At 59.1% G+C, this 17,606-nt stretch carries 18 protein-coding genes and 1 pseudogene; 10 read left to right on the top strand and 9 right to left on the bottom strand.

The window, feature by feature from the left end; all coding sequences use genetic code 11:
• Positions 1 to 5 precede the first annotated feature (5 nt).
• From RGV06_RS17365 to RGV06_RS17340, 6 genes are all read left to right on the top strand, one after another.
• Complete coding sequence (locus RGV06_RS17365) at positions 6 to 1,406, top strand: ethanolamine ammonia-lyase subunit EutB (RefSeq protein ID WP_019824252.1); 1,401 nt, start codon at positions 6 to 8, stop codon at positions 1,404 to 1,406.
• A gap of 2 nt (positions 1,407 to 1,408) precedes the next feature.
• The gene (gene eutC / locus RGV06_RS17360; protein WP_019824253.1) at positions 1,409 to 2,218 is read left to right on the top strand and encodes an ethanolamine ammonia-lyase subunit EutC; all 810 of its coding nucleotides are present in this window, start codon (positions 1,409 to 1,411) and stop codon (positions 2,216 to 2,218) included.
• A 309-nt stretch (positions 2,219 to 2,527) separates the two neighbouring features.
• On the top strand, positions 2,528 to 3,181 hold the full coding sequence (locus RGV06_RS17355; protein ID WP_019824255.1) for a DedA family protein: 654 nt from the start codon (positions 2,528 to 2,530) through the stop codon (positions 3,179 to 3,181).
• A gap of 15 nt (positions 3,182 to 3,196) precedes the next feature.
• Positions 3,197 to 4,009 (top strand): zinc-dependent peptidase, encoded by an 813-nt coding sequence (locus tag RGV06_RS17350; protein ID WP_019824257.1) that lies wholly within the window; start codon positions 3,197 to 3,199, stop codon positions 4,007 to 4,009.
• Positions 4,010 to 4,110: 101 nt separating this feature from the next.
• The gene (gene ppa / locus RGV06_RS17345) at positions 4,111 to 4,638 is read left to right on the top strand and encodes an inorganic diphosphatase (RefSeq protein ID WP_003444254.1); all 528 of its coding nucleotides are present in this window, start codon (positions 4,111 to 4,113) and stop codon (positions 4,636 to 4,638) included.
• Between the two features lie 207 nt (positions 4,639 to 4,845).
• Entirely contained in the window at positions 4,846 to 5,583 is a 738-nt protein-coding gene (locus RGV06_RS17340; protein WP_322150673.1) for a LexA family transcriptional regulator, read from the top strand.
• A 348-nt stretch (positions 5,584 to 5,931) separates the two neighbouring features.
• Here RGV06_RS17340 and RGV06_RS17335 read toward each other — a convergent pair.
• Positions 5,932 to 6,285 (bottom strand): annotated as a pseudogene (locus RGV06_RS17335) (SDR family oxidoreductase); the annotation flags it as partial.
• A 147-nt stretch (positions 6,286 to 6,432) separates the two neighbouring features.
• Between RGV06_RS17335 and RGV06_RS17330 the strand changes: the two are divergent.
• From RGV06_RS17330 to RGV06_RS17315, 4 genes are all read left to right on the top strand, one after another.
• Positions 6,433 to 6,675 carry an exodeoxyribonuclease VII small subunit gene (locus tag RGV06_RS17330; protein WP_019824297.1) on the top strand — a complete coding sequence of 81 codons (243 nt, stop codon included), beginning with the start codon at positions 6,433 to 6,435 and terminating at the stop codon, positions 6,673 to 6,675.
• Positions 6,672 to 7,559 carry a (2E,6E)-farnesyl diphosphate synthase gene (ispA, locus tag RGV06_RS17325; protein ID WP_019824299.1) on the top strand — a complete coding sequence of 296 codons (888 nt, stop codon included), beginning with the start codon at positions 6,672 to 6,674 and terminating at the stop codon, positions 7,557 to 7,559. The genes RGV06_RS17330 and ispA overlap by 4 nt, the downstream gene beginning before the upstream one ends.
• A 132-nt stretch (positions 7,560 to 7,691) precedes the next feature.
• On the top strand, positions 7,692 to 9,590 hold the full coding sequence (dxs, locus tag RGV06_RS17320) for a 1-deoxy-D-xylulose-5-phosphate synthase (protein WP_198821345.1): 1,899 nt from the start codon (positions 7,692 to 7,694) through the stop codon (positions 9,588 to 9,590).
• Positions 9,591 to 9,769: 179 nt separating this feature from the next.
• Positions 9,770 to 11,641 (top strand): TonB-dependent receptor domain-containing protein, encoded by a 1,872-nt coding sequence (locus RGV06_RS17315; protein ID WP_048351227.1) that lies wholly within the window; start codon positions 9,770 to 9,772, stop codon positions 11,639 to 11,641.
• Between the two features lie 69 nt (positions 11,642 to 11,710).
• Here the strand turns inward: RGV06_RS17315 and RGV06_RS17310 are convergent, their stop codons facing one another.
• The 8 genes from RGV06_RS17310 to RGV06_RS17275 form a co-directional block, all read right to left on the bottom strand.
• The gene (locus RGV06_RS17310; RefSeq protein ID WP_046810537.1) at positions 11,711 to 12,508 is read right to left on the bottom strand and encodes a cobalamin-binding protein; all 798 of its coding nucleotides are present in this window, start codon (positions 12,506 to 12,508) and stop codon (positions 11,711 to 11,713) included.
• On the bottom strand, positions 12,508 to 12,927 hold the full coding sequence (locus RGV06_RS17305; RefSeq protein ID WP_019824306.1) for a hypothetical protein: 420 nt from the start codon (positions 12,925 to 12,927) through the stop codon (positions 12,508 to 12,510). The genes RGV06_RS17310 and RGV06_RS17305 overlap by 1 nt, the downstream gene beginning before the upstream one ends.
• The gene (gene ribA, locus RGV06_RS17300; protein ID WP_019824308.1) at positions 12,924 to 13,541 is read right to left on the bottom strand and encodes a GTP cyclohydrolase II; all 618 of its coding nucleotides are present in this window, start codon (positions 13,539 to 13,541) and stop codon (positions 12,924 to 12,926) included. Before ribA ends, RGV06_RS17305 begins: the two co-directional genes overlap by 4 nt.
• 225 nt (positions 13,542 to 13,766) lie before the next feature.
• Positions 13,767 to 14,726, bottom strand: coding sequence for a thiamine-phosphate kinase (gene thiL, locus RGV06_RS17295; protein ID WP_019824309.1), 960 nt, complete (start codon positions 14,724 to 14,726; stop codon positions 13,767 to 13,769).
• Between the two features lie 15 nt (positions 14,727 to 14,741).
• The gene (gene nusB / locus RGV06_RS17290) at positions 14,742 to 15,242 is read right to left on the bottom strand and encodes a transcription antitermination factor NusB (RefSeq protein WP_016779229.1); all 501 of its coding nucleotides are present in this window, start codon (positions 15,240 to 15,242) and stop codon (positions 14,742 to 14,744) included.
• The gene (gene ribE / locus RGV06_RS17285) at positions 15,239 to 15,715 is read right to left on the bottom strand and encodes a 6,7-dimethyl-8-ribityllumazine synthase (protein ID WP_003444275.1); all 477 of its coding nucleotides are present in this window, start codon (positions 15,713 to 15,715) and stop codon (positions 15,239 to 15,241) included. Before ribE ends, nusB begins: the two co-directional genes overlap by 4 nt.
• A gap of 92 nt (positions 15,716 to 15,807) precedes the next feature.
• Positions 15,808 to 16,899 carry a bifunctional 3,4-dihydroxy-2-butanone-4-phosphate synthase/GTP cyclohydrolase II gene (gene ribBA, locus RGV06_RS17280; RefSeq protein WP_322150668.1) on the bottom strand — a complete coding sequence of 364 codons (1,092 nt, stop codon included), beginning with the start codon at positions 16,897 to 16,899 and terminating at the stop codon, positions 15,808 to 15,810.
• Between the two features lie 16 nt (positions 16,900 to 16,915).
• A complete protein-coding gene (locus tag RGV06_RS17275; protein ID WP_322150667.1) occupies positions 16,916 to 17,578 on the bottom strand; it encodes a riboflavin synthase in 663 nt (220 codons plus the stop codon).
• Between the last annotated feature and the right edge of the window lie 28 nt (positions 17,579 to 17,606).

The following is a 17,606-nucleotide window of genomic DNA, read 5'->3' as shown; positions in this document are numbered from 1 at the left end:
CCTGAATGGCAACTTTCTCTCATGCGGTTGGCACCCAGACCTACCGCTTCGACAGCCTCAAAGAGGTGATGGCCAAAGCCAGCCCGGCACGTTCCGGGGATTTTTTGGCCGGCGTGGCCGCCCTGAACGACGGCGAACGCGTCGCTGCACAAATGGCGCTGGCTGATATCCCGCTCGCGTACTTCCTGCAAGAAATGTTGATCCCGTACGAATCCGATGAAGTCACCCGGCTGATAATCGACAGCCATGACCTGCAAGCCTTCGCTACCGTGAGCCACCTGACGGTCGGTGGCTTTCGCGACTGGCTGCTCAGCGACGCGGCCGATGAACATAGCCTGCGCGCCCTGGCGCCAGGCCTGACGCCGGAAATGGCCGCTGCCGTCTCGAAAATCATGCGTGTGCAAGACCTGATTCTGGTGGCGCAAAAGATCCGTGTCGTCACCCAGTTTCGCGGCACCATGGGCCTGCGCGGCAGACTTTCGACTCGCCTGCAGCCCAACCACCCCACCGATGACCCGGCCGGGATTGCCGCGAGCATTCTCGACGGGCTGCTGTACGGCAACGGCGACGCAATGATCGGCATCAACCCGGCCACCGACAGCATCGCCTCGATCTGCGACTTGCTGAACATGCTCGACGCAATCATTCAGCGCTATGAAATCCCGACCCAGTCCTGCGTACTGACCCATGTCACCACCTCAATCGAGGCGATCAATCGTGGGGTTCCACTGGACCTGGTGTTCCAGTCGATTGCAGGCACCGAAGCGGCCAACGCCAGTTTCGGTATCAACTTGAATGTATTGCAGGAAGGGTATGAAGCGGGTTTAAGCCTCAATCGCGGCACGTTGGGCAACAACTTGATGTATTTCGAGACAGGTCAGGGCAGCGCGCTGTCAGCCAACGCCCATTTCGCAGTGGATCAACAAACCTGCGAGACGCGGGCCTACGCCGTTGCGCGGCATTTCAAACCGTTTTTGGTCAATACCGTGGTCGGCTTTATCGGCCCCGAGTACCTGTACAACGGCAAGCAGATAATTCGAGCCGGTCTTGAGGACCACTTCTGCGGCAAGTTGCTGGGCGTGCCGATGGGCTGCGACATCTGCTACACCAACCACGCCGAAGCCGACCAGGACGATATGGACACCCTGTTGACGCTGCTGAGCGTGGCCGGGATCAACTTCATCATGGGCATTCCGGGGTCGGACGACATCATGCTCAACTATCAGACCACTTCCTTCCATGACGCGCTGTATGCGCGCAAAACCCTGGGACTCAAGCCTGCACCCGAGTTTGAACAGTGGCTGAGCAAAGTCGGAATTTTCACTCAGGCCGACGGCCGGATTGAGTTCGGTCATCAATTGCCACCCGCATTTCGCCAGGCGCTGGCTCACTTGGGAGGACGCTGAACATGGCCAACACCCCGCCCCAAAGCCCTAACCCGTGGCTGGAACTGCGCCGCCTGACCCCGGCGCGCATTGCGCTGGGCCGCACGGGCACCAGTATGCCGACTCAGGCCCAGCTGGATTTTCAGTTTGCTCACGCCCAGGCCCGTGATGCGGTGCATTTACCGTTTGATCACCCGGGCTTGAGCGCGCAATTGAGCGAGCGCGGACGCGAAAGCCTGTTGCTGCACAGCGCCGCAATTGACCGCCACAGCTACCTGCAACGCCCGGATCTGGGGCGCAAGCTTAACGACAGCTCGGCACAGCAATTGCGCGACTACGCCCAAGCCAACCCCGGGGGGATCGATGTGGCGGTGGTGGTTGCTGATGGTTTGTCGGCACTGGCTGTTCATCGCCACACCCTGCCCTTTTTGGCGCGCATGGAAGAACACACAGCCACCGAGGGCTGGTCACTGTCACCCGTCATTTTGGTGGAGCAAGGCCGTGTCGCCGTGGCCGACGAGATCGGCGAACTGCTGGGCGCAAGAATGGTGGTGATGCTGATCGGCGAGCGCCCCGGCCTCAGTTCACCCGATAGCCTGGGGCTGTACTTCACCTATGCGCCCAAGATCGGCCTGACCGATGCTTATCGCAACTGCATCTCCAATGTAAGGCTCGAAGGCTTGAGCTATGGCATGGCCGCTCATCGGCTGGCGTATTTGATGCGCGAGGCCTGCCGTCGGCAATTGTCGGGGGTCAACTTGAAGGATGAAGCACAGGTACAGACCGTGGACGTGGGTGCCCCCAGCGAAAACTTCCTGCTCAAGGGCGAGTAACGATCAAGCCCCCGTGGGAGCGAGCCTGCTCGCGAATGATCTTCGCGAGCAGGCTCGCTCCCACGGCTGGAGTATCTTTCTGTGCCTGCGACCCTTGTCGCAGCCTCGCTTTGCATCTCAACGGCTGCACGTTTTGAACAGCTGGAAATTCAATACACGCTTCGCTACAAACTCCATCAGCAGAATTCGTCTCAATCCGTATAATCCGATTCCTTAAAAAAGTACGAAAAAACTACATTAGTTGTAGTTAACTACCTACCCCTCCCCGCACAGACCTGCAGAGCCGGGTCATCAACACAGGTGCTTTACATGGATTTCAACCCGATCGACATTATCCTGCACCTCGATGTGTACCTCGACATGCTGGTGAACAATTACGGGCCATGGATCTACGCCATCCTGTTTCTGGTGATTTTTTGCGAGACCGGCCTGGTGGTTATGCCGTTCTTGCCGGGTGATTCGCTGCTCTTTATCGCAGGCGCTGTAGCGGCAGGCGGCGGCATGGACCCTGTATTGCTCGGGGGCTTGCTGATGCTGGCTGCGATTCTGGGCGACAGCACCAACTATGTGATCGGACGAACGGCAGGCGAGCGCTTGTTCAGCAACCCGAACTCAAAAATCTTCCGTCGCGACTACCTCGAAAAAACCCACGACTTCTACGAACGTCATGGCGGTAAAACCGTCACGATGGCGCGCTTCCTGCCAATTTTCCGTACCTTCGCGCCGTTTGTTGCCGGCGTGGCACGCATGTTCTACCCGCGCTTCTTCATGTTCAGCGTATTTGGCACGATCTTGTGGGTCGGCGGCCTGGTAACCCTGGGTTACTTCTTCGGCAACGTACCTTTCATCAAGACAAACCTGTCCTTGCTGGTGGTAGGCATCATCTTGCTGTCGCTGGTACCCATGATTATTGGCGTAGTCCGCAGCCGCATGGGTCGTACTCCGTCTAAAGCCAAAGCCTGATCGGACTCGCCTACCATGTGGTCTCTAACTGAATGGCGGCGCCAGCGGATTCTGGCGCAACACCCGGTGGCACCCGATGTCTGGCACAGCGTGCGTCAGCGGTTGAGCATTCTCGACGGGCTGGATGACGAGCAGGACAAGTGGCTGCGCGACACCAGCGTGTTGTTCCTCAAGGACAAACACCTGACGGCCATGCCCGGTGTTGAGCTGACCGAAGAGGGCCGGCTGTTGCTGGCCGCTCAGGCACAATTGCCGCTGCTCAATCTGGGCGATCTGGACTGGTACCAAGGGTTTCACGAAATCGTGCTGTATCCCGACGACTTCATCAGCCCCCAACGCCATCGAGACTCCAGCGGCGTCGAGCATGAGTGGGAAGGCCATCACAGCGGTGAAGCCTGGGAGCATGGCCCGGTGGTTCTGGCCTGGCCTGGCGTTCTGTCGAGCGGTGGCTGGGAAGGCTACAACCTGGTCATCCATGAGCTGGCACACAAACTGGACATGCTCAATGGCTCTGCCAATGGCATGCCGCCACTGCACAGCAGCATGCACGTGAGTGACTGGACCAAGGCCATGCAACAGGCCTACGACCACCTCAATCACTATCTTGACCACCACAACGCGGACCACGCGCCAATTGATCCGTATGCGGCCGAAAACCCGGCCGAGTTCTTTGCGGTCACCAGCGAGTACTTTTTCAGCGCGCCAGACCTGTTGAACCATGCCTATCCGCTGGTCTATCAACAGCTGAGTCTGTTCTATCGTCAGGACACCCTCGCACGCCTCAAGCAGCTGCAAACCGAACACCCCGAATACCGCGCACAGCACTGATCGCCCAAGGGTGACGTCCTTATAGGAATACGCCTATAATCGCCGCCACTTTTTGGCCAAATCGGCCAACCAAACTGGCCTACTAACGGGGGCACCGCCCAATGAGCTACAGCAAGATTCCGGCTGGCAAAGACCTGCCGAATGACATCTACGTCGCTATCGAGATTCCGGCTAACCACGCGCCGATCAAATATGAAATCGACAAAGACAGCGACTGCCTGTTCGTTGACCGCTTCATGGCTACCCCGATGTTCTACCCGGCCAACTACGGCTTTATCCCGAACACTCTGGCCGACGACGGTGATCCACTGGACGTGCTGGTTGTTACCCCTTATCCGGTAGCTCCAGGTTCGGTTATCCGTGCTCGCCCGGTTGGCATCCTGCACATGACTGACGACGGCGGCGGCGATGCCAAAGTAGTTGCAGTGCCTCACGACAAGCTGTCCCAGCTGTACGTTGACGTGAAAGAGTACACCGACCTGCCACCTCTGCTGATTCAGCAAATCCAGCACTTTTTCGAGAACTACAAAGATCTCGAAAAAGGCAAATGGGTGAAGATCGAAGGTTGGGGCGATGCAGAAGCCGCCCGCACCGAGATCATGAAGTCGGTTGCTGCCTACAAAGGCTAAGTAACCCCTTAAAAAAACCTCGGCTCGCCGAGGTTTTTTTATGCCCGCATAAACGCAACAAAACAGCCCGTTTACGGCATTCAAAATGCTTATCCCATGGACGTAGGAAAGGTCTCTGTAGGACTGGGAATTTTCTGGTTTTAGCCATGTTTTTTTGAACGTTTAGTTTATTTAAACAGGCCGGCCTTGCCCGTAGACTCTGTGTTCATGAATACATCCGGTGATCGCCTGAAAGCCCTCCTGCGGGAGTGCCATTTAACCGCTTCGGACTTCGCAGCCAATCGCTGCGTTACGCCGCAGCACGTCAACAACTGGTTCAAGCGAGGCATTCCCATGGCTCGGCTGGATGAAATCGCCGAGCTGCTGTGCGTCAACAGTCGTTGGTTACGCACAGGAGAAGGAAACAAACACCCGGGGTTTGCCGACAGCAACGACGCAACGTCTCCTGACCAAGCGCCGATGCCGCACAAGCCTGCTGCCTGCCTCGAAGTTGAAGTGCCTTTCTACAGCGAAGCCCTGCACCCGGATGGCTCGGGCAAAACTCGGGTGGTGCACATTCCTGACCGAACCGTGCGATTAACCTGTTCAGTTCTGGAGGCCATGGACGTCAGCCCCGACCAGGCCATGTGTATCTCCATGATCGGCAACGACATGTCGCATAAAATCCAGGACGGCTCCACTGTCGCCGTCGACCGCAGCCTGACCCATATCGTCGACGGCGAAATTTATGCTCTCGAACAGGACGGCATGCTGCGCATCAAATACGTCTATCGCCTGCCCAACAACGGCCTGCGCCTGCGCAGCCACAACCACCTGGAGTCAGCGGACGAAGTGTTCAGCGCCGCCGAAGTCCAAGCGCAGCAGATACGGATATTGGGATGGGTATTTTGGTGGTCCACGCTCAATCGCCGGCGCCCTCCGATGCCTTACACACTGGAGGAATAGCGTTTGGGCAGGCTTTTAGTGGGAAAAGCACTTCAATCCCAGTATGATTTGCCGCACTTGCGCATCCCCCTCGCTTCTAGCGAGCCGGAATGCAGGGCCAGACCGCAAAAAGCCGTCACGCCCCACACCCAGCCGCAACGCGCTGGATGTCCCGATTGAAGGCGAGTACGGCTTACCAAAAATAAGCCAAACCCGCCCCCGAGAAGCCGGCCACAAGCCGGCTTTTTAATGCCTGCGAATCTGAAGCTTTCGAAAAAACCCAGTTGGGTTGCGCCTGCAAGACGAGCCTTGAAGAACAGTGGGAGCAGGCAAGCTCGCCCCCCACAAGTGTTGTTGCAACGGCGGGATTTAGCGGAACACCAGCCCCCCATCGATCAGCGGAGCCTGCCCTGTCATGTAGTCAGCATCCGGGCTGGCGAGGTAGGACACAAAGGCCGCCACGTCATCCGGTGTTTCTGCCCGACCCAAGGCTATCCCGCTGACAAACTTTTCATAAGTCGCACCAATCGCAGCGCCGGTGATTTCGGCCATACGCTTGTCAATGTCGACCCACATGTCAGTGCCCACAACTCCGGGGCAATAGGCGTTGACGGTAATGCCGTGAACAGCCAGCTCCTTGGCCGCCTGGGTCAAGGCACGGACGGCAAACTTGGTTGAGGAGTAAACCCCCAACAGGGCATAGCCTTCGTGCCCGGCGATGGAGCTAAAGCTCAATCTTGCCCGGGCTTTAGGGCATCATTTCCAGGTCATCCACTTCAAAGTCCGCAGGGTGAAGGCCGCCCCCGATTTGCCCCAAAACCTGCTGTCTGCTAGTGTCAGCCGGTTTTAACGCCTACCGAGAATGCCGCCATGGCCCGCAAAAAAGCTTCACCGGATTTCGAACAGTCACTCGCTGACCTGCAAACACTGGTCGAGCGTCTGGAAAATGGCGAGCTGTCGCTGGAAGACTCTCTGACCGCCTTCGAACAAGGCATCCGCCTGACCCGTGATTGTCAGGGCGCATTGGCCCAGGCCGAGCAGAAAGTCCAGATCCTGCTTGAGCGTGATGGTGAGTTGGCGCAAGAGCCTTTTGATGCGGAACAGTCCGAATGATTGACGCTTACCAGATCAGCAGCCAGGCACGCGTCAATGCGGCGCTTGAACTCTTGCTTGTCGCTCCGGCACCGGAGTTGGCCCGTCTTTACGAGGCCATGCGCTACAGCGTCATGAATGGTGGCAAACGTGTTCGCCCGCTACTGGCCTATGCCGCTTGCCAGGCGCTGGGCAGCGTGCCCGAACAAGCCAATGGCGCGGCATGTGCCGTCGAGCTGATCCACGCCTATTCGCTGGTGCATGATGATTTGCCCGCAATGGATGATGACGATCTGCGGCGCGGCCAACCGACCACCCACAAGGCATTCGACGAAGCCTGCGCCATTCTGGCCGGTGACGGTTTGCAAAGCCTGGCGTTCAGCGCCCTGCTCGACCCACGACTCAACACCCTGGACGCCGAGACTCGCTTGCGCATGGTCACCGCCCTGGCAAAGGCCGCAGGCCCGGCAGGAATGGTCGGCGGACAAGCCATTGACCTGGGTTCTGTAGGCCTGAAACTTGATCAGGCAGCGTTGGAAAACATGCACCGGCACAAGACCGGAGCCCTGATCGAAGCCAGTGTTCAACTGGGCGCCTTGGCCAGCAGCAACGCCAACGCCAAAAATCTGCACGCACTGAACACCTACTCGCGGGCCATTGGCCTGGCGTTTCAGGTTCAGGACGACATTCTGGATGTTGAAAGCGATACCGCGACTCTGGGCAAACGCCAGGGCGCCGATATCGCACGGGACAAGCCGACCTATCCGGCGCTGATGGGTCTGGAGCAGGCCAAAGGCTATGCACTGGATCTGCGCGATCAGGCACTCAATGCCCTGCGGCATTTTGATGCAGGTGCCGAACCGCTGCGTGAATTGGCGCGATATATCGTTGAACGCCGCCACTGATAAGCCACACTCGGTAATGATTTCTGACAGCTCTAATGCCAAGGTCTTACTAACGAGTGCCAGACTGCGTGGGCAGCTTACGTTCCATAAGGTAAACTGCCGCCTCTTCTTATACCTATAACGATTCGCCTGATGCCAACGACGTTTCAAGAGATTCCCCGCAACCGTCCGACTACGCCCCTGCTCGACCGGGCAGGCACGCCTGCGGGTCTGCGCCGCCTGGCCGAAGCCGAGCTGGAAACCCTGGCCGATGAGTTGCGCCTGGAATTGCTCTATACCGTCGGCCAGACGGGCGGGCATTTCGGTGCCGGCCTGGGTGTCATTGAGCTGACCATCGCGTTGCACTACGTGTTCGACACCCCCGACGACCGACTGGTGTGGGATGTGGGTCATCAGGCGTATCCGCACAAAATCCTCACGGGCCGTCGCGAGCAAATGGCGACCTTGCGCCAGAAGGACGGCGTTGCCGCTTTCCCGCGTCGCTCCGAGAGCGAGTACGATACTTTCGGCGTTGGGCACTCCAGCACCTCGATCAGCGCAGCGCTGGGCATGGCCATTGCCGCCCGCCTGCAGAACAGCGATCGCAAGGCGATCGCCGTGATCGGTGACGGCGCGCTGACTGCCGGCATGGCCTTTGAAGCCCTGAACCACGCGCCGGAAGTGGATGCCAACATGTTGGTGATCCTCAACGATAACGACATGTCGATTTCGCGCAATGTGGGGGGGTTGTCCAATTACCTGGCCAAAATCCTCTCCAGCCGTACCTACGCAAGCATGCGCGAAGGCAGCAAAAAAGTGCTGTCGCGTTTGCCCGGCGCCTGGGAAATCGCCCGCCGTACCGAAGAATATGCCAAGGGCATGTTGGTACCCGGCACGCTGTTTGAAGAGCTGGGCTGGAACTACATCGGCCCTATCGATGGTCACGACCTGCCAACCTTGATCGCGACGCTGCGCAATATGCGCGACCTCAAAGGTCCGCAGTTCCTGCATATCGTCACCAAGAAAGGCAAAGGCTTTGCTCCCGCCGAAGCCGACCCGATTGGCTATCACGCCATCACCAAGCTTGACCCGCTGAACGCACCGAAAGCGGTGCCAAAAGTGGCCAGCGGGCCGAAGTACTCGGCGGTCTTTGGCGAGTGGCTGTGCGACATGGCCGCTGCCGATGAGCGTCTGATGGGCATCACTCCAGCCATGAAAGAAGGCTCGGACCTGATCGCCTTCAGCGAACGCTTCCCCACACGTTATTTCGACGTTGCGATTGCCGAACAGCATGCTGTGACTTTCGCTGCCGGTATGGCCTGCGAAGGCGCCAAGCCTGTGGTGGCTATTTATTCGACGTTCCTGCAGCGCGGTTACGACCAGTTGGTGCATGACGTGGCCGTGCAAAATCTGGACGTACTGTTCGCCATCGACCGCGCAGGTCTGGTGGGCGAAGACGGCCCAACCCACGCAGGCAGTTTCGACCTGTCGTTCCTGCGTTGCATCCCGGGCATGGTCATCATGACCCCGAGCGACGAGAACGAACTGCGCAAAATGCTCACCACCGGCCATCTGTATAACGGCCCGGCGGCAGTACGCTACCCGCGTGGTACTGGCCCAAACGCGCCTATCGAAAAAAACCTCGAGCCGCTGGAAATCGGCAAGGGCGTGATTCGTCGCCAGGGTTCCAAAGTCGCCATGCTGGTTTTTGGCGTGCAACTGGCCGAAGCCCTGCAAGTGGCAGAAAAAATCGACGCCACCGTGGTCGACATGCGTTTCGTCAAACCAATGGATGAAGCACTGGTTCGCGAAATGGCTGATAGCCATGAACTGTTGGTGACCCTCGAAGAAAACGCCATCATGGGTGGCGCCGGTGCGGGTGTCAGCGAGTTCCTGGCCCGTGAAAACGTACTCAAGTCAGTCCTGCACCTGGGCCTGCCGGACATCTACGTTGAGCACGCCAAACCGAGCCAGATGCTGGCCGAGTGCGGCCTGGATGCGCCAGGCATTGAAGCCTCGGTGCGCCAGCGCATGGCATTGCTGGGGCTGTAGAAAAGCTGGAAATGTACTCGCATATGTAGCAGCTGCCGAAGGCTGCGTTCGATTGCGAAGCAATCGTAAAATCAGAACATGCGGTGTAACTGAAAAACCGCGCATGCTGATTTTACGACGGCTACGCCGCCGAACGCAGCCTCGTTCCTTCGCCAGCGGCTACGGAGTTTTTAACACCCATGAAACACCTTCGTCTGGTTTTAATCCTCAGCAGCCCGTTGCTGGCCAACGCCGCTGAGCGCGAAGACGCGCTCAAACTCCCGCAAACACTGATCACCGGCAATCGCCAGGTTGAAGCGCGCTCGGACAGCAGCAGCGCCAACAGCGTGTTCACCCGTGAAGACATTGACCGCCTGCAACCCACCAGCCTGACCGACCTGCTGGGCCGGGTACCGGGGGTTCAAGTGGCGCGAAGCGGCGGGCGCGGTGGTTTGCCGGGGATTTATATTCGCGGCACCAAGTCGGCACAAAGTCTGGTGCTGGTGGACGGCCAACGCATGGCCAATGCCACTTCGGCCGACAGCAACCTGCAGTACCTGAATATCGATCAGATCGAACGCGTAGAAGTGCTGCGCGGATCGCGATCAGTGATCTACGGCAGTGATGCGATCGGCGGGGTGATTCAGATTTTCACTCGCCGTGGCGCCAATCAGGCCCCGCAGCTTCGAGTCCGCAGCGCGATGGGCAGCTATGGCAGCTCAGACAACAGCGTCGGGATATCCGGCGGGGATACGCAAACGCGCTACAACCTGAGCGGCAGTCTCGAACAGACTGCGGGGATCAACCGTACTCACGAGTCCTTCCCCAGCGACAACGACCATGATGCCTATCGCAACAAATCACTGAGCCTGAACCTGAGCCACTACCTGAGCGAGGACCTTGAGGTCGGACTGACCGCGATGAAGAATATCGGCAAGACCGAACTCGACAACTCGTTTGGTCGCTGGGACCCGAGCACCCTGACGGTCAGTGGGCAGCAACTTTACAGCGACTTCGATATCAGCAGCGTCGGCAGTTTTATCGACGCCCAGCTTGCCGAGCGCTGGAATTCACGCCTGGAACTGGGCCACAGCGAAAACCGCGAAAAGACCCGGGACAAGCTTAGCTCTGACGTTTACAGCTTCAACACCTATCGAGACTCACTCAACTGGCAAAACAACCTGACGCTGGACGATCAAAACACCCTGATCCTGGGCGCAGACACCTATGAAGACCGCGTGCGCAGCAGTACCGTTTTCGACGTAGACAGTCGCTGGAATCGTGCCGCCTTTATCCAGCACCGCTTCCACGGTAATTACTTTTCGACCGAGCTGGGCCTGCGTCACGACCAGAACCAGCAATTCGGCAGCCACAACACCTGGAGCGCCAGCCTGACTGTGCCGCTCAACGCCGACAACGATGTACTGCTGTCTTACAGCGAAGGGTTTCGCGCACCTACATTCAATGACTTGTACTACCCAGAGTTCGGCAACCCGAATCTCAAACCGGAGCACTCCAAGAGCTACGAACTGCAATGGCGCAGTCAGCTGAGTGACACCAGCCGCCTGGAAACCTCGCTGTATCGCACCGACATTCGTGACGCGATTGTGGCCGACGCCAACTTTATCCAGCAAAACATCGGCGCGGCCCAAATTACCGGTTTCGAAAGCGCCGTGCAGCAGGAGTGGTTCGGCTGGCAGAGCAGCCTGGGGATTGCGATCATCGACCCCCGTGATCGAGACACTGGCCACACCTTGAGCCGCCGCGCACGACGGACGTTGAGCCTGGATCTGGACCGCCAATTTGACCGTGTGGGGGTAGGCGCTACCTGGCAGGCGGTGAGCAACAGTTTCAATGATGAAGACAACAAGCAGCCCATTGGCGGGTATGGCGTGCTGGGGCTGCGCGGCAACTGGCAGGCCAGTTCAGAAGTGCGGTTCGATGTGAAGGTCGACAACCTGCTGGACAAGCGCTTCACCCGCGCCCTTTACAGCTATGACGGCAGCTATTATGGCTACCGCGAAGAGCGGCGCTCGCTGCAGTTGGCCGTCACCTGGACCCCAACGCTGTGAAACTTTTTGTTGGAGCGAGCCTGCTCTGTTGAGGCCTTCGCGAGCAGGCTCGCTCCCACTGAGGGAGGGTTACTGCTCTGACGCCAGTTGCTCACACAACCTGGCTGTCGCTTCCAGCATCTGCCCGCTTGGGCGTTCCAGGCCTTTGTCGGCCAACAACAGCAAACGCCCATGCTTGACCGCATCAATCTGCGGCCAGGCTTTCCAGGCATCCAGCTGCGCCTGGGTGCTGGCAATGATCACCTCGGGATTACGCTGCAGAACGGACTCGATACTGACTTGCGGAGCCGGCAGCTTCAGGTCGTCGAACACATTTTTCGCCCCGCACACGGCCAGCGCATCACTGATGATTTGCCCGCCACCGATGGTGTACAGAGGCTGATCCCACACCTGATAAAACACTCGCACCGGCTTGTCGCTCTGATACTTCGCCCGTAATCCGGCAAGACGCTGACGCAATTGATCCGCCAGTGCATGCCCCCGCGCAGGGCGCTCAAGGGCAGCGGCCAGGGCTTCAACCTGATCAGCCAGCTGATCGAGGCTGCCTGGCTCGCCAATGTAGGTCGGGATCTTCAGGCTACGCAGCTGTTCGCGCTGTGCAATGCCCACACTGCCCGGCCAGAGCAAGAGCAGGTCGGGTTGAAGGCTGAGCAAGCGCTCCATGTCCAATTGCCCGTAGCGGCCCACTGAGGGCACGCTGGCCAGCTCCGGTAATGGCTCGCCCGCATCCAGACGCCCCACCAGCAAATCGGCGGCGCCCAGCTCGACGACCATTTCAGACAAAGAAGGTGACAGGCTGACCACACGGGGGGTGGCCAGGGAGGGCGTGCTGGCGCTCAGCAGCAGAGCCGCCAGCCAGACGCGCATCAGCCGACCTGGCGAGGAATGCGGTAGAGGTAAAACAGCACCAGTGTCGACAATGCCAGCAGCAACAGCGGAACACCTTCAAGCCCGACAAATACGGCCAGAGCGGCGATCCAGGTGGGGAACCCTGCGGCCAGCAGGGCACGGTGACGCACACGTGCCAGCTCATCCCAAGCCGCCGGTTCCTGCGGGGTGTCGAGGGCTTTTTGCAGGTTGATCAGGCCATGCTTGTAAGGCCCGAACGTGCGCAGGGTCGCGAACATCGATGCCACGCCTGCGATGAAGAACGGCATCGCCAGTTCAGGCAGCAACGGCTCGGAGCTGCCAAAAAACCAGTTGGCCAACAGCAGCGGGAGCAGGGTCAGTACCAGCTGTTGCCACCAACTAAAGCTCAGGCGCCTACGACGCTGACCACGGGTCACGCCGGGTCTGCCTCATTTTGATGCTGGTTGCCCATCATGTGACCGAGCTTGTTGGCCTTGGTCGCCAGGTACAGTTTGTTGTGCGGATTGTGCCCGGTGTGCAGCGGCACACGCTCTGCCACGGTGATGCCCATATCGGTCAAGGCTTTGACCTTGCGCGGGTTGTTGGTCATCAGGCGCAGCGACTGCACGCCTACGTGCTCAAGCATCGGCAGGCAGATAGCGTAATCGCGCTGGTCGGCAGCAAAGCCAAGGCGTTCGTTGGCTTCAACGGTATCGGCGCCACCATCTTGCAGCTCGTAGGCACGGATTTTATTCAACAAGCCAATGCCACGACCTTCCTGACGCAGGTACAACAGCACGCCACGCCCTTCGCGGGCAATGGCCTGCAAGGCCGCTTCGAGCTGCGATCCGCAGTCACAGCGCTGGCTGAACAGGGCATCACCCGTCAGGCATTCGGAATGAACCCGACCCAACACCGGAGCACCATCCGTCACGTCGCCCAAACTGAGCACAACGTGTTCACGGCCCGTGGTTTTCTCAAGGAAGCCATGCATGGTGAATTCGGCAAAGGGGGTGGGCAACTTGCAAGCGGCAACGAAAACGACGGGCACCGTGTGCTCCTGATCAGTTTGAGGACTGGAGATTCGCAGAGGCGGCATTGTAACAGGAGGTTCCGACAGACGCTTAGGCTGAATTACCGAGGATAAATATCTAAAAGTTTGATGACTTGTGGCACACACAGTACCTGTGGGAGCGGGCTTGCTCGCGAAGCAGGCGATGGGGTGTATCAGGCTGAACGTGGTGATGCCATCGCGAGCAAGCCCGCTCCCACAGGGTCAAGCGTGAAAATGCTGATATCCGCGCACTGCAGGCGTGATGTCTGAGCCATCCGCATCCAGCAGTGTCACGCCCTGCCCTTCGACCACGCGGCCAATCACATGGATAGGCCAACCATCGGCCAGCAACGTCGGCAGCTCAAGCGCGGGCAAGGTGAACGCAAGCACGTAATCGTCACCGCCACTCAAGGCAGCCTGCTGCGCACCGCTGTCGCCCAGAAACTCTTCCAGCGCCAGCGAAACGGGCACTCGATCCAGCTCAATCACCAACCCCGCCTTTGATGCCAAGGCTATATGGCCACAGTCGGCGAGCAGGCCATCGGAGATGTCCAGTGCCGAAGTGGCTTTGCCGCGCAGTGCTTGACCCAGCGCCAGCTGCGGCTGTGGCGACCAGTAATGGGTCAGCAACGGTTCGCTGATCATCGGCTCTGCGGTGCGTTGGCCCAGCACCAGCGGCAAAGCGCCAGCTGCATTGCCCAGCTCACCGCCCACACACAGCAGGTCGCCCGAGCGGGCACCGCTGCGGGTCAGGGCCTGGCCTGCGGGCACCCGGCCGAACACCGTGAGCGTCAGGCACAACGACCCGCGCGTGGTATCGCCACCGATCAGACGCAGACCACAGGCTTGGGCCATCAGGTTTAAACCGCGGGCATAAGCCTCTAACCAATCGGCTTCAACCGTCGGCAAGGTCAGGGCAAGGGTAAATGCGAGGGGTGTTGCGCCCATGGCTGCCAAATCACTGGCCGCCACCGCCAGCGAACGCTGACCGAGCAAGAAAGGGTCGCAAGGATCTGCGAAGTGCACCCCGGCTACCAGGGTGTCGGTGGAAATCGCCAGCTGTTCCCCGAAGGGAACATCCAGCAGGGCGCAGTCGTCGCCAATACCCAGAGCAACACCTTCGCCACCCTGCGCACAGGGCGCGGCAGCGAAGAAATTGCGGATCAGCTCAAACTCGCCCATGGCCGACAGCGCCGTTTAGCGCTTGTAAGCCTTGACTTCAGCTTCACGCAAGCGCGGCGCAAGTTTGTCGAGCACACCGTTGACAAACTTGTGGCCGTCGGTGGAACCGAACACTTTAGCCAGCTCGATACCTTCGTTGATCACAACGCGGTAAGGCACGTCGACACGCTTGATCAGCTCCCAGGTCGACAGACGCAGAACAGACAGTTCAACCGGGTCGAGTTCTTCGATGGTGATGTCCAGGCACGGAACGAGAGCAGCATCGATCTCGCCTTTGTGTGCAGGCACGCCATGCAGGATTTCACGGAAGTAAGCAGCGTCAACGTCGGTGAAGTCGTTATCAACGCGAAACTGAGCTTCGATCTCGTTCAACGATTGCTTGGCCATGTGCCATTGGTACAGGGCCTGAGTCGCGAGTTGACGCGCTTCACGGCGCTTGGCGCTCTTGGAGGGTTTGCCAGCGTCCGCAGGTTTTGGATCGCGCGGGTTGAAACGATCGCTTTCGTCGGAAATCACTTGGCCTCCAACTGTGCCAACAGGCTAACCATTTCAAGGGCGGACAAGGCAGCTTCAGCGCCTTTGTTGCCGGCTTTGGTGCCGGAACGCTCGATGGCTTGCTCGATCGAATCAACAGTCAGTACACCGAATGCTACCGGTACGCCGAACTGCATGGACACTTGGGACAAGCCCTTGGTGCATTCGCCAGCAACGTATTCGAAGTGCGGAGTACCGCCACGAATCACAGCGCCCAGGGCGATGATGGCAGCGAACTCGTTGCGCTGAGCAACTTTTTGCGCAACCAGCGGGATTTCGAACGCACCCGGCGCACGAATGATAGTGATGTCGCTTTCGTTCACACCGTGGCGAACCAGGGCATCAACGGCACCACTCACCAGGCTTTCGACAACAAAGCTGTTGAAACGGCCAACTACCAGAGCGTAGCGCCCTTTGGGGGCGATGAAGGTACCTTCGATGGTCTTCAGGGTCATTCGGTATGTCTCGTATTAAAGAGCCAGAACGCACTCGCGTGCGTTCTTTAAGGATATTGGGCCACGAATTTCGGACAGGACACGACCGGTCTTTATTCGGAGGGCACGTATTCTACAACTTCCAGATCGAAACCGGATATGGCATTGAACTTCATTGGTGAACTCATGAGGCGCATTTTGCGCACGCCCAGGTCACGAAGGATCTGCGAACCGGCACCTACGATGCTGTAGGTGGTCTGTTTTTTCACCGGCGCGTGGTCCGCGGTTTCGCGGATATTAGCCAACAATACGTCGCCGTCCAGCGGATGCCCCAACAGCAGCACCACACCGCTGCCCGCCTCGGCCACCGCGGTCATGGCGGCGCGCAAGCTCCAGCGGCCCGGTTGCTTGACCATCAGCAGGTCGCGCAGCGGGTCCATGTTATGCACCCGAACCAGCGTCGGTTCTTCAGCGCAGATCTTGCCCAGGGTCAGTGCCATGTGCACATCGCCTTCGACTGAATCACGATAGGTCACCAGGTTGAATTGGCCCAGTTCGCTGTCCAGTGGCTGCTCAGCAATCCGCTGAACGGTACGTTCGTGGATCATGCGGTAGTGAATCAGGTCGGCAATGGTGCCGATTTTTATGCCGTGCTCGGCGGCGAATACTTCCAGCTCGGGACGACGGGCCATGGTGCCGTCGTCATTCATGACTTCGCAGATCACGCCACCTGGCTCGAAACCGGCCATGCGGGCCAGGTCGCAGGCCGCCTCGGTGTGACCGGCGCGGGCCAGGGTGCCGCCCGCCTGGGCCATCAGCGGGAAGATATGGCCCGGGCTGACGATGTCTTCGGCCTTGGCGTCCTTGGCTGCAGCCGCTTGCACGGTGCGTGCGCGATCCGCGGCGGAAATGCCGGTGGTCACGCCGGTGGCGGCTTCAATCGAGACAGTGAACTTGGTGCCAAAGCCGGAACCGTTGCGCGGCGCCATCAGCGGCAACTTCAGCAGTTCGCAGCGTTCACGGGTCATCGGCATGCAAATCAGGCCACGGGCAAAACGCGCCATGAAATTGATGTGCTCGGCCTTGCAGCACTCGGCGGCCATGATCAGGTCGCCTTCGTTCTCGCGGTCTTCGTCATCCATAAGGATGACCATCTTGCCTTGGCGGATGTCTTCGACCAGTTCTTCGATGCTGTTGAGCGCCACGCGGCACCCCCTTAAGTCAGGATTTGAGGTAGCCGTTGGCGGCCAGAAAACTTTCGCTGATGCCTCCCGAGGTCGGCTCGGCGGCTTTATCGCCCAGCAGCAGACGCTCAAGGTAGCGCGCCAGCAAATCGACTTCGAGGTTGACCCTGCGACCCGGACGGTAGTCGTCCATGATGGTTTCGCTCAGGGTGTGCGGAATGATGGTCAGGGAGAACTCGGCGCCATTGACCGAGTTCACGGTCAGGCTGGTGCCGTCGACGGTGATCGAGCCTTTATGGGCGATGTACTTGGCCAGTTCTTTGGGCGCACGAATACGAAATACGATGGCACGGGCGTTCTCTTCACGGGAGATCACTTCACCCACGCCATCAACGTGACCGCTCACCAGATGACCACCTAGGCGCGTGGTCGGGGTCAGGGCTTTTTCCAGATTGACTCGGCTACCGCTTTTCAGGTCGTTGAACGCGGTGCAATCCAGGGTCTCGCGGCTGACATCAGCCGCAAATCCGTTGCCCGGCAGTTCAACGGCAGTCAGGCACACGCCATTGATCGCGATGCTGTCGCCGAGTTTGACGTCGCTCAGGTCGAGCTTGCCGGTGTCGATGGAAACCCGCACATCGCCGCCCTTTGGGGTCAGTGCGCGGATGCTGCCGATGGATTCGATGATGCCGGTAAACATGGCGTTCCCCTTGAGAACAAAGCCTGCG

This window comes from Pseudomonas sp. CCI3.1, from assembly GCF_034313985.1.
GTDB lineage: Bacteria > Pseudomonadota > Gammaproteobacteria > Pseudomonadales > Pseudomonadaceae > Aquipseudomonas > Aquipseudomonas psychrophila.
This window is presented reverse-complemented; position numbering and strand designations above follow the sequence as displayed.

Coding starts and splice junctions, on each gene's coding strand:
- eutC (WP_019824253.1), top strand. CDS start 1,409: ATGGCCAACACCCCGCCCCAAAGCCCTAACCCGTGGCTGGAACTGCGC.
- RGV06_RS17340 (WP_322150673.1), top strand. CDS start 4,846: ATGAATACATCCGGTGATCGCCTGAAAGCCCTCCTGCGGGAGTGCCAT.
- RGV06_RS17350 (WP_019824257.1), top strand. CDS start 3,197: ATGTGGTCTCTAACTGAATGGCGGCGCCAGCGGATTCTGGCGCAACAC.
- thiL (WP_019824309.1), bottom strand. CDS start 14,726: ATGGGCGAGTTTGAGCTGATCCGCAATTTCTTCGCTGCCGCGCCCTGT.
- ispA (WP_019824299.1), top strand. CDS start 6,672: ATGATTGACGCTTACCAGATCAGCAGCCAGGCACGCGTCAATGCGGCG.
- RGV06_RS17275 (WP_322150667.1), bottom strand. CDS start 17,578: ATGTTTACCGGCATCATCGAATCCATCGGCAGCATCCGCGCACTGACC.
- RGV06_RS17310 (WP_046810537.1), bottom strand. CDS start 12,508: ATGCGCGTCTGGCTGGCGGCTCTGCTGCTGAGCGCCAGCACGCCCTCC.
- RGV06_RS17355 (WP_019824255.1), top strand. CDS start 2,528: ATGGATTTCAACCCGATCGACATTATCCTGCACCTCGATGTGTACCTC.
- ppa (WP_003444254.1), top strand. CDS start 4,111: ATGAGCTACAGCAAGATTCCGGCTGGCAAAGACCTGCCGAATGACATC.
- RGV06_RS17330 (WP_019824297.1), top strand. CDS start 6,433: ATGGCCCGCAAAAAAGCTTCACCGGATTTCGAACAGTCACTCGCTGAC.
- ribE (WP_003444275.1), bottom strand. CDS start 15,715: ATGACCCTGAAGACCATCGAAGGTACCTTCATCGCCCCCAAAGGGCGC.
- dxs (WP_198821345.1), top strand. CDS start 7,692: ATGCCAACGACGTTTCAAGAGATTCCCCGCAACCGTCCGACTACGCCC.
- RGV06_RS17315 (WP_048351227.1), top strand. CDS start 9,770: ATGAAACACCTTCGTCTGGTTTTAATCCTCAGCAGCCCGTTGCTGGCC.
- RGV06_RS17365 (WP_019824252.1), top strand. CDS start 6: ATGGCAACTTTCTCTCATGCGGTTGGCACCCAGACCTACCGCTTCGAC.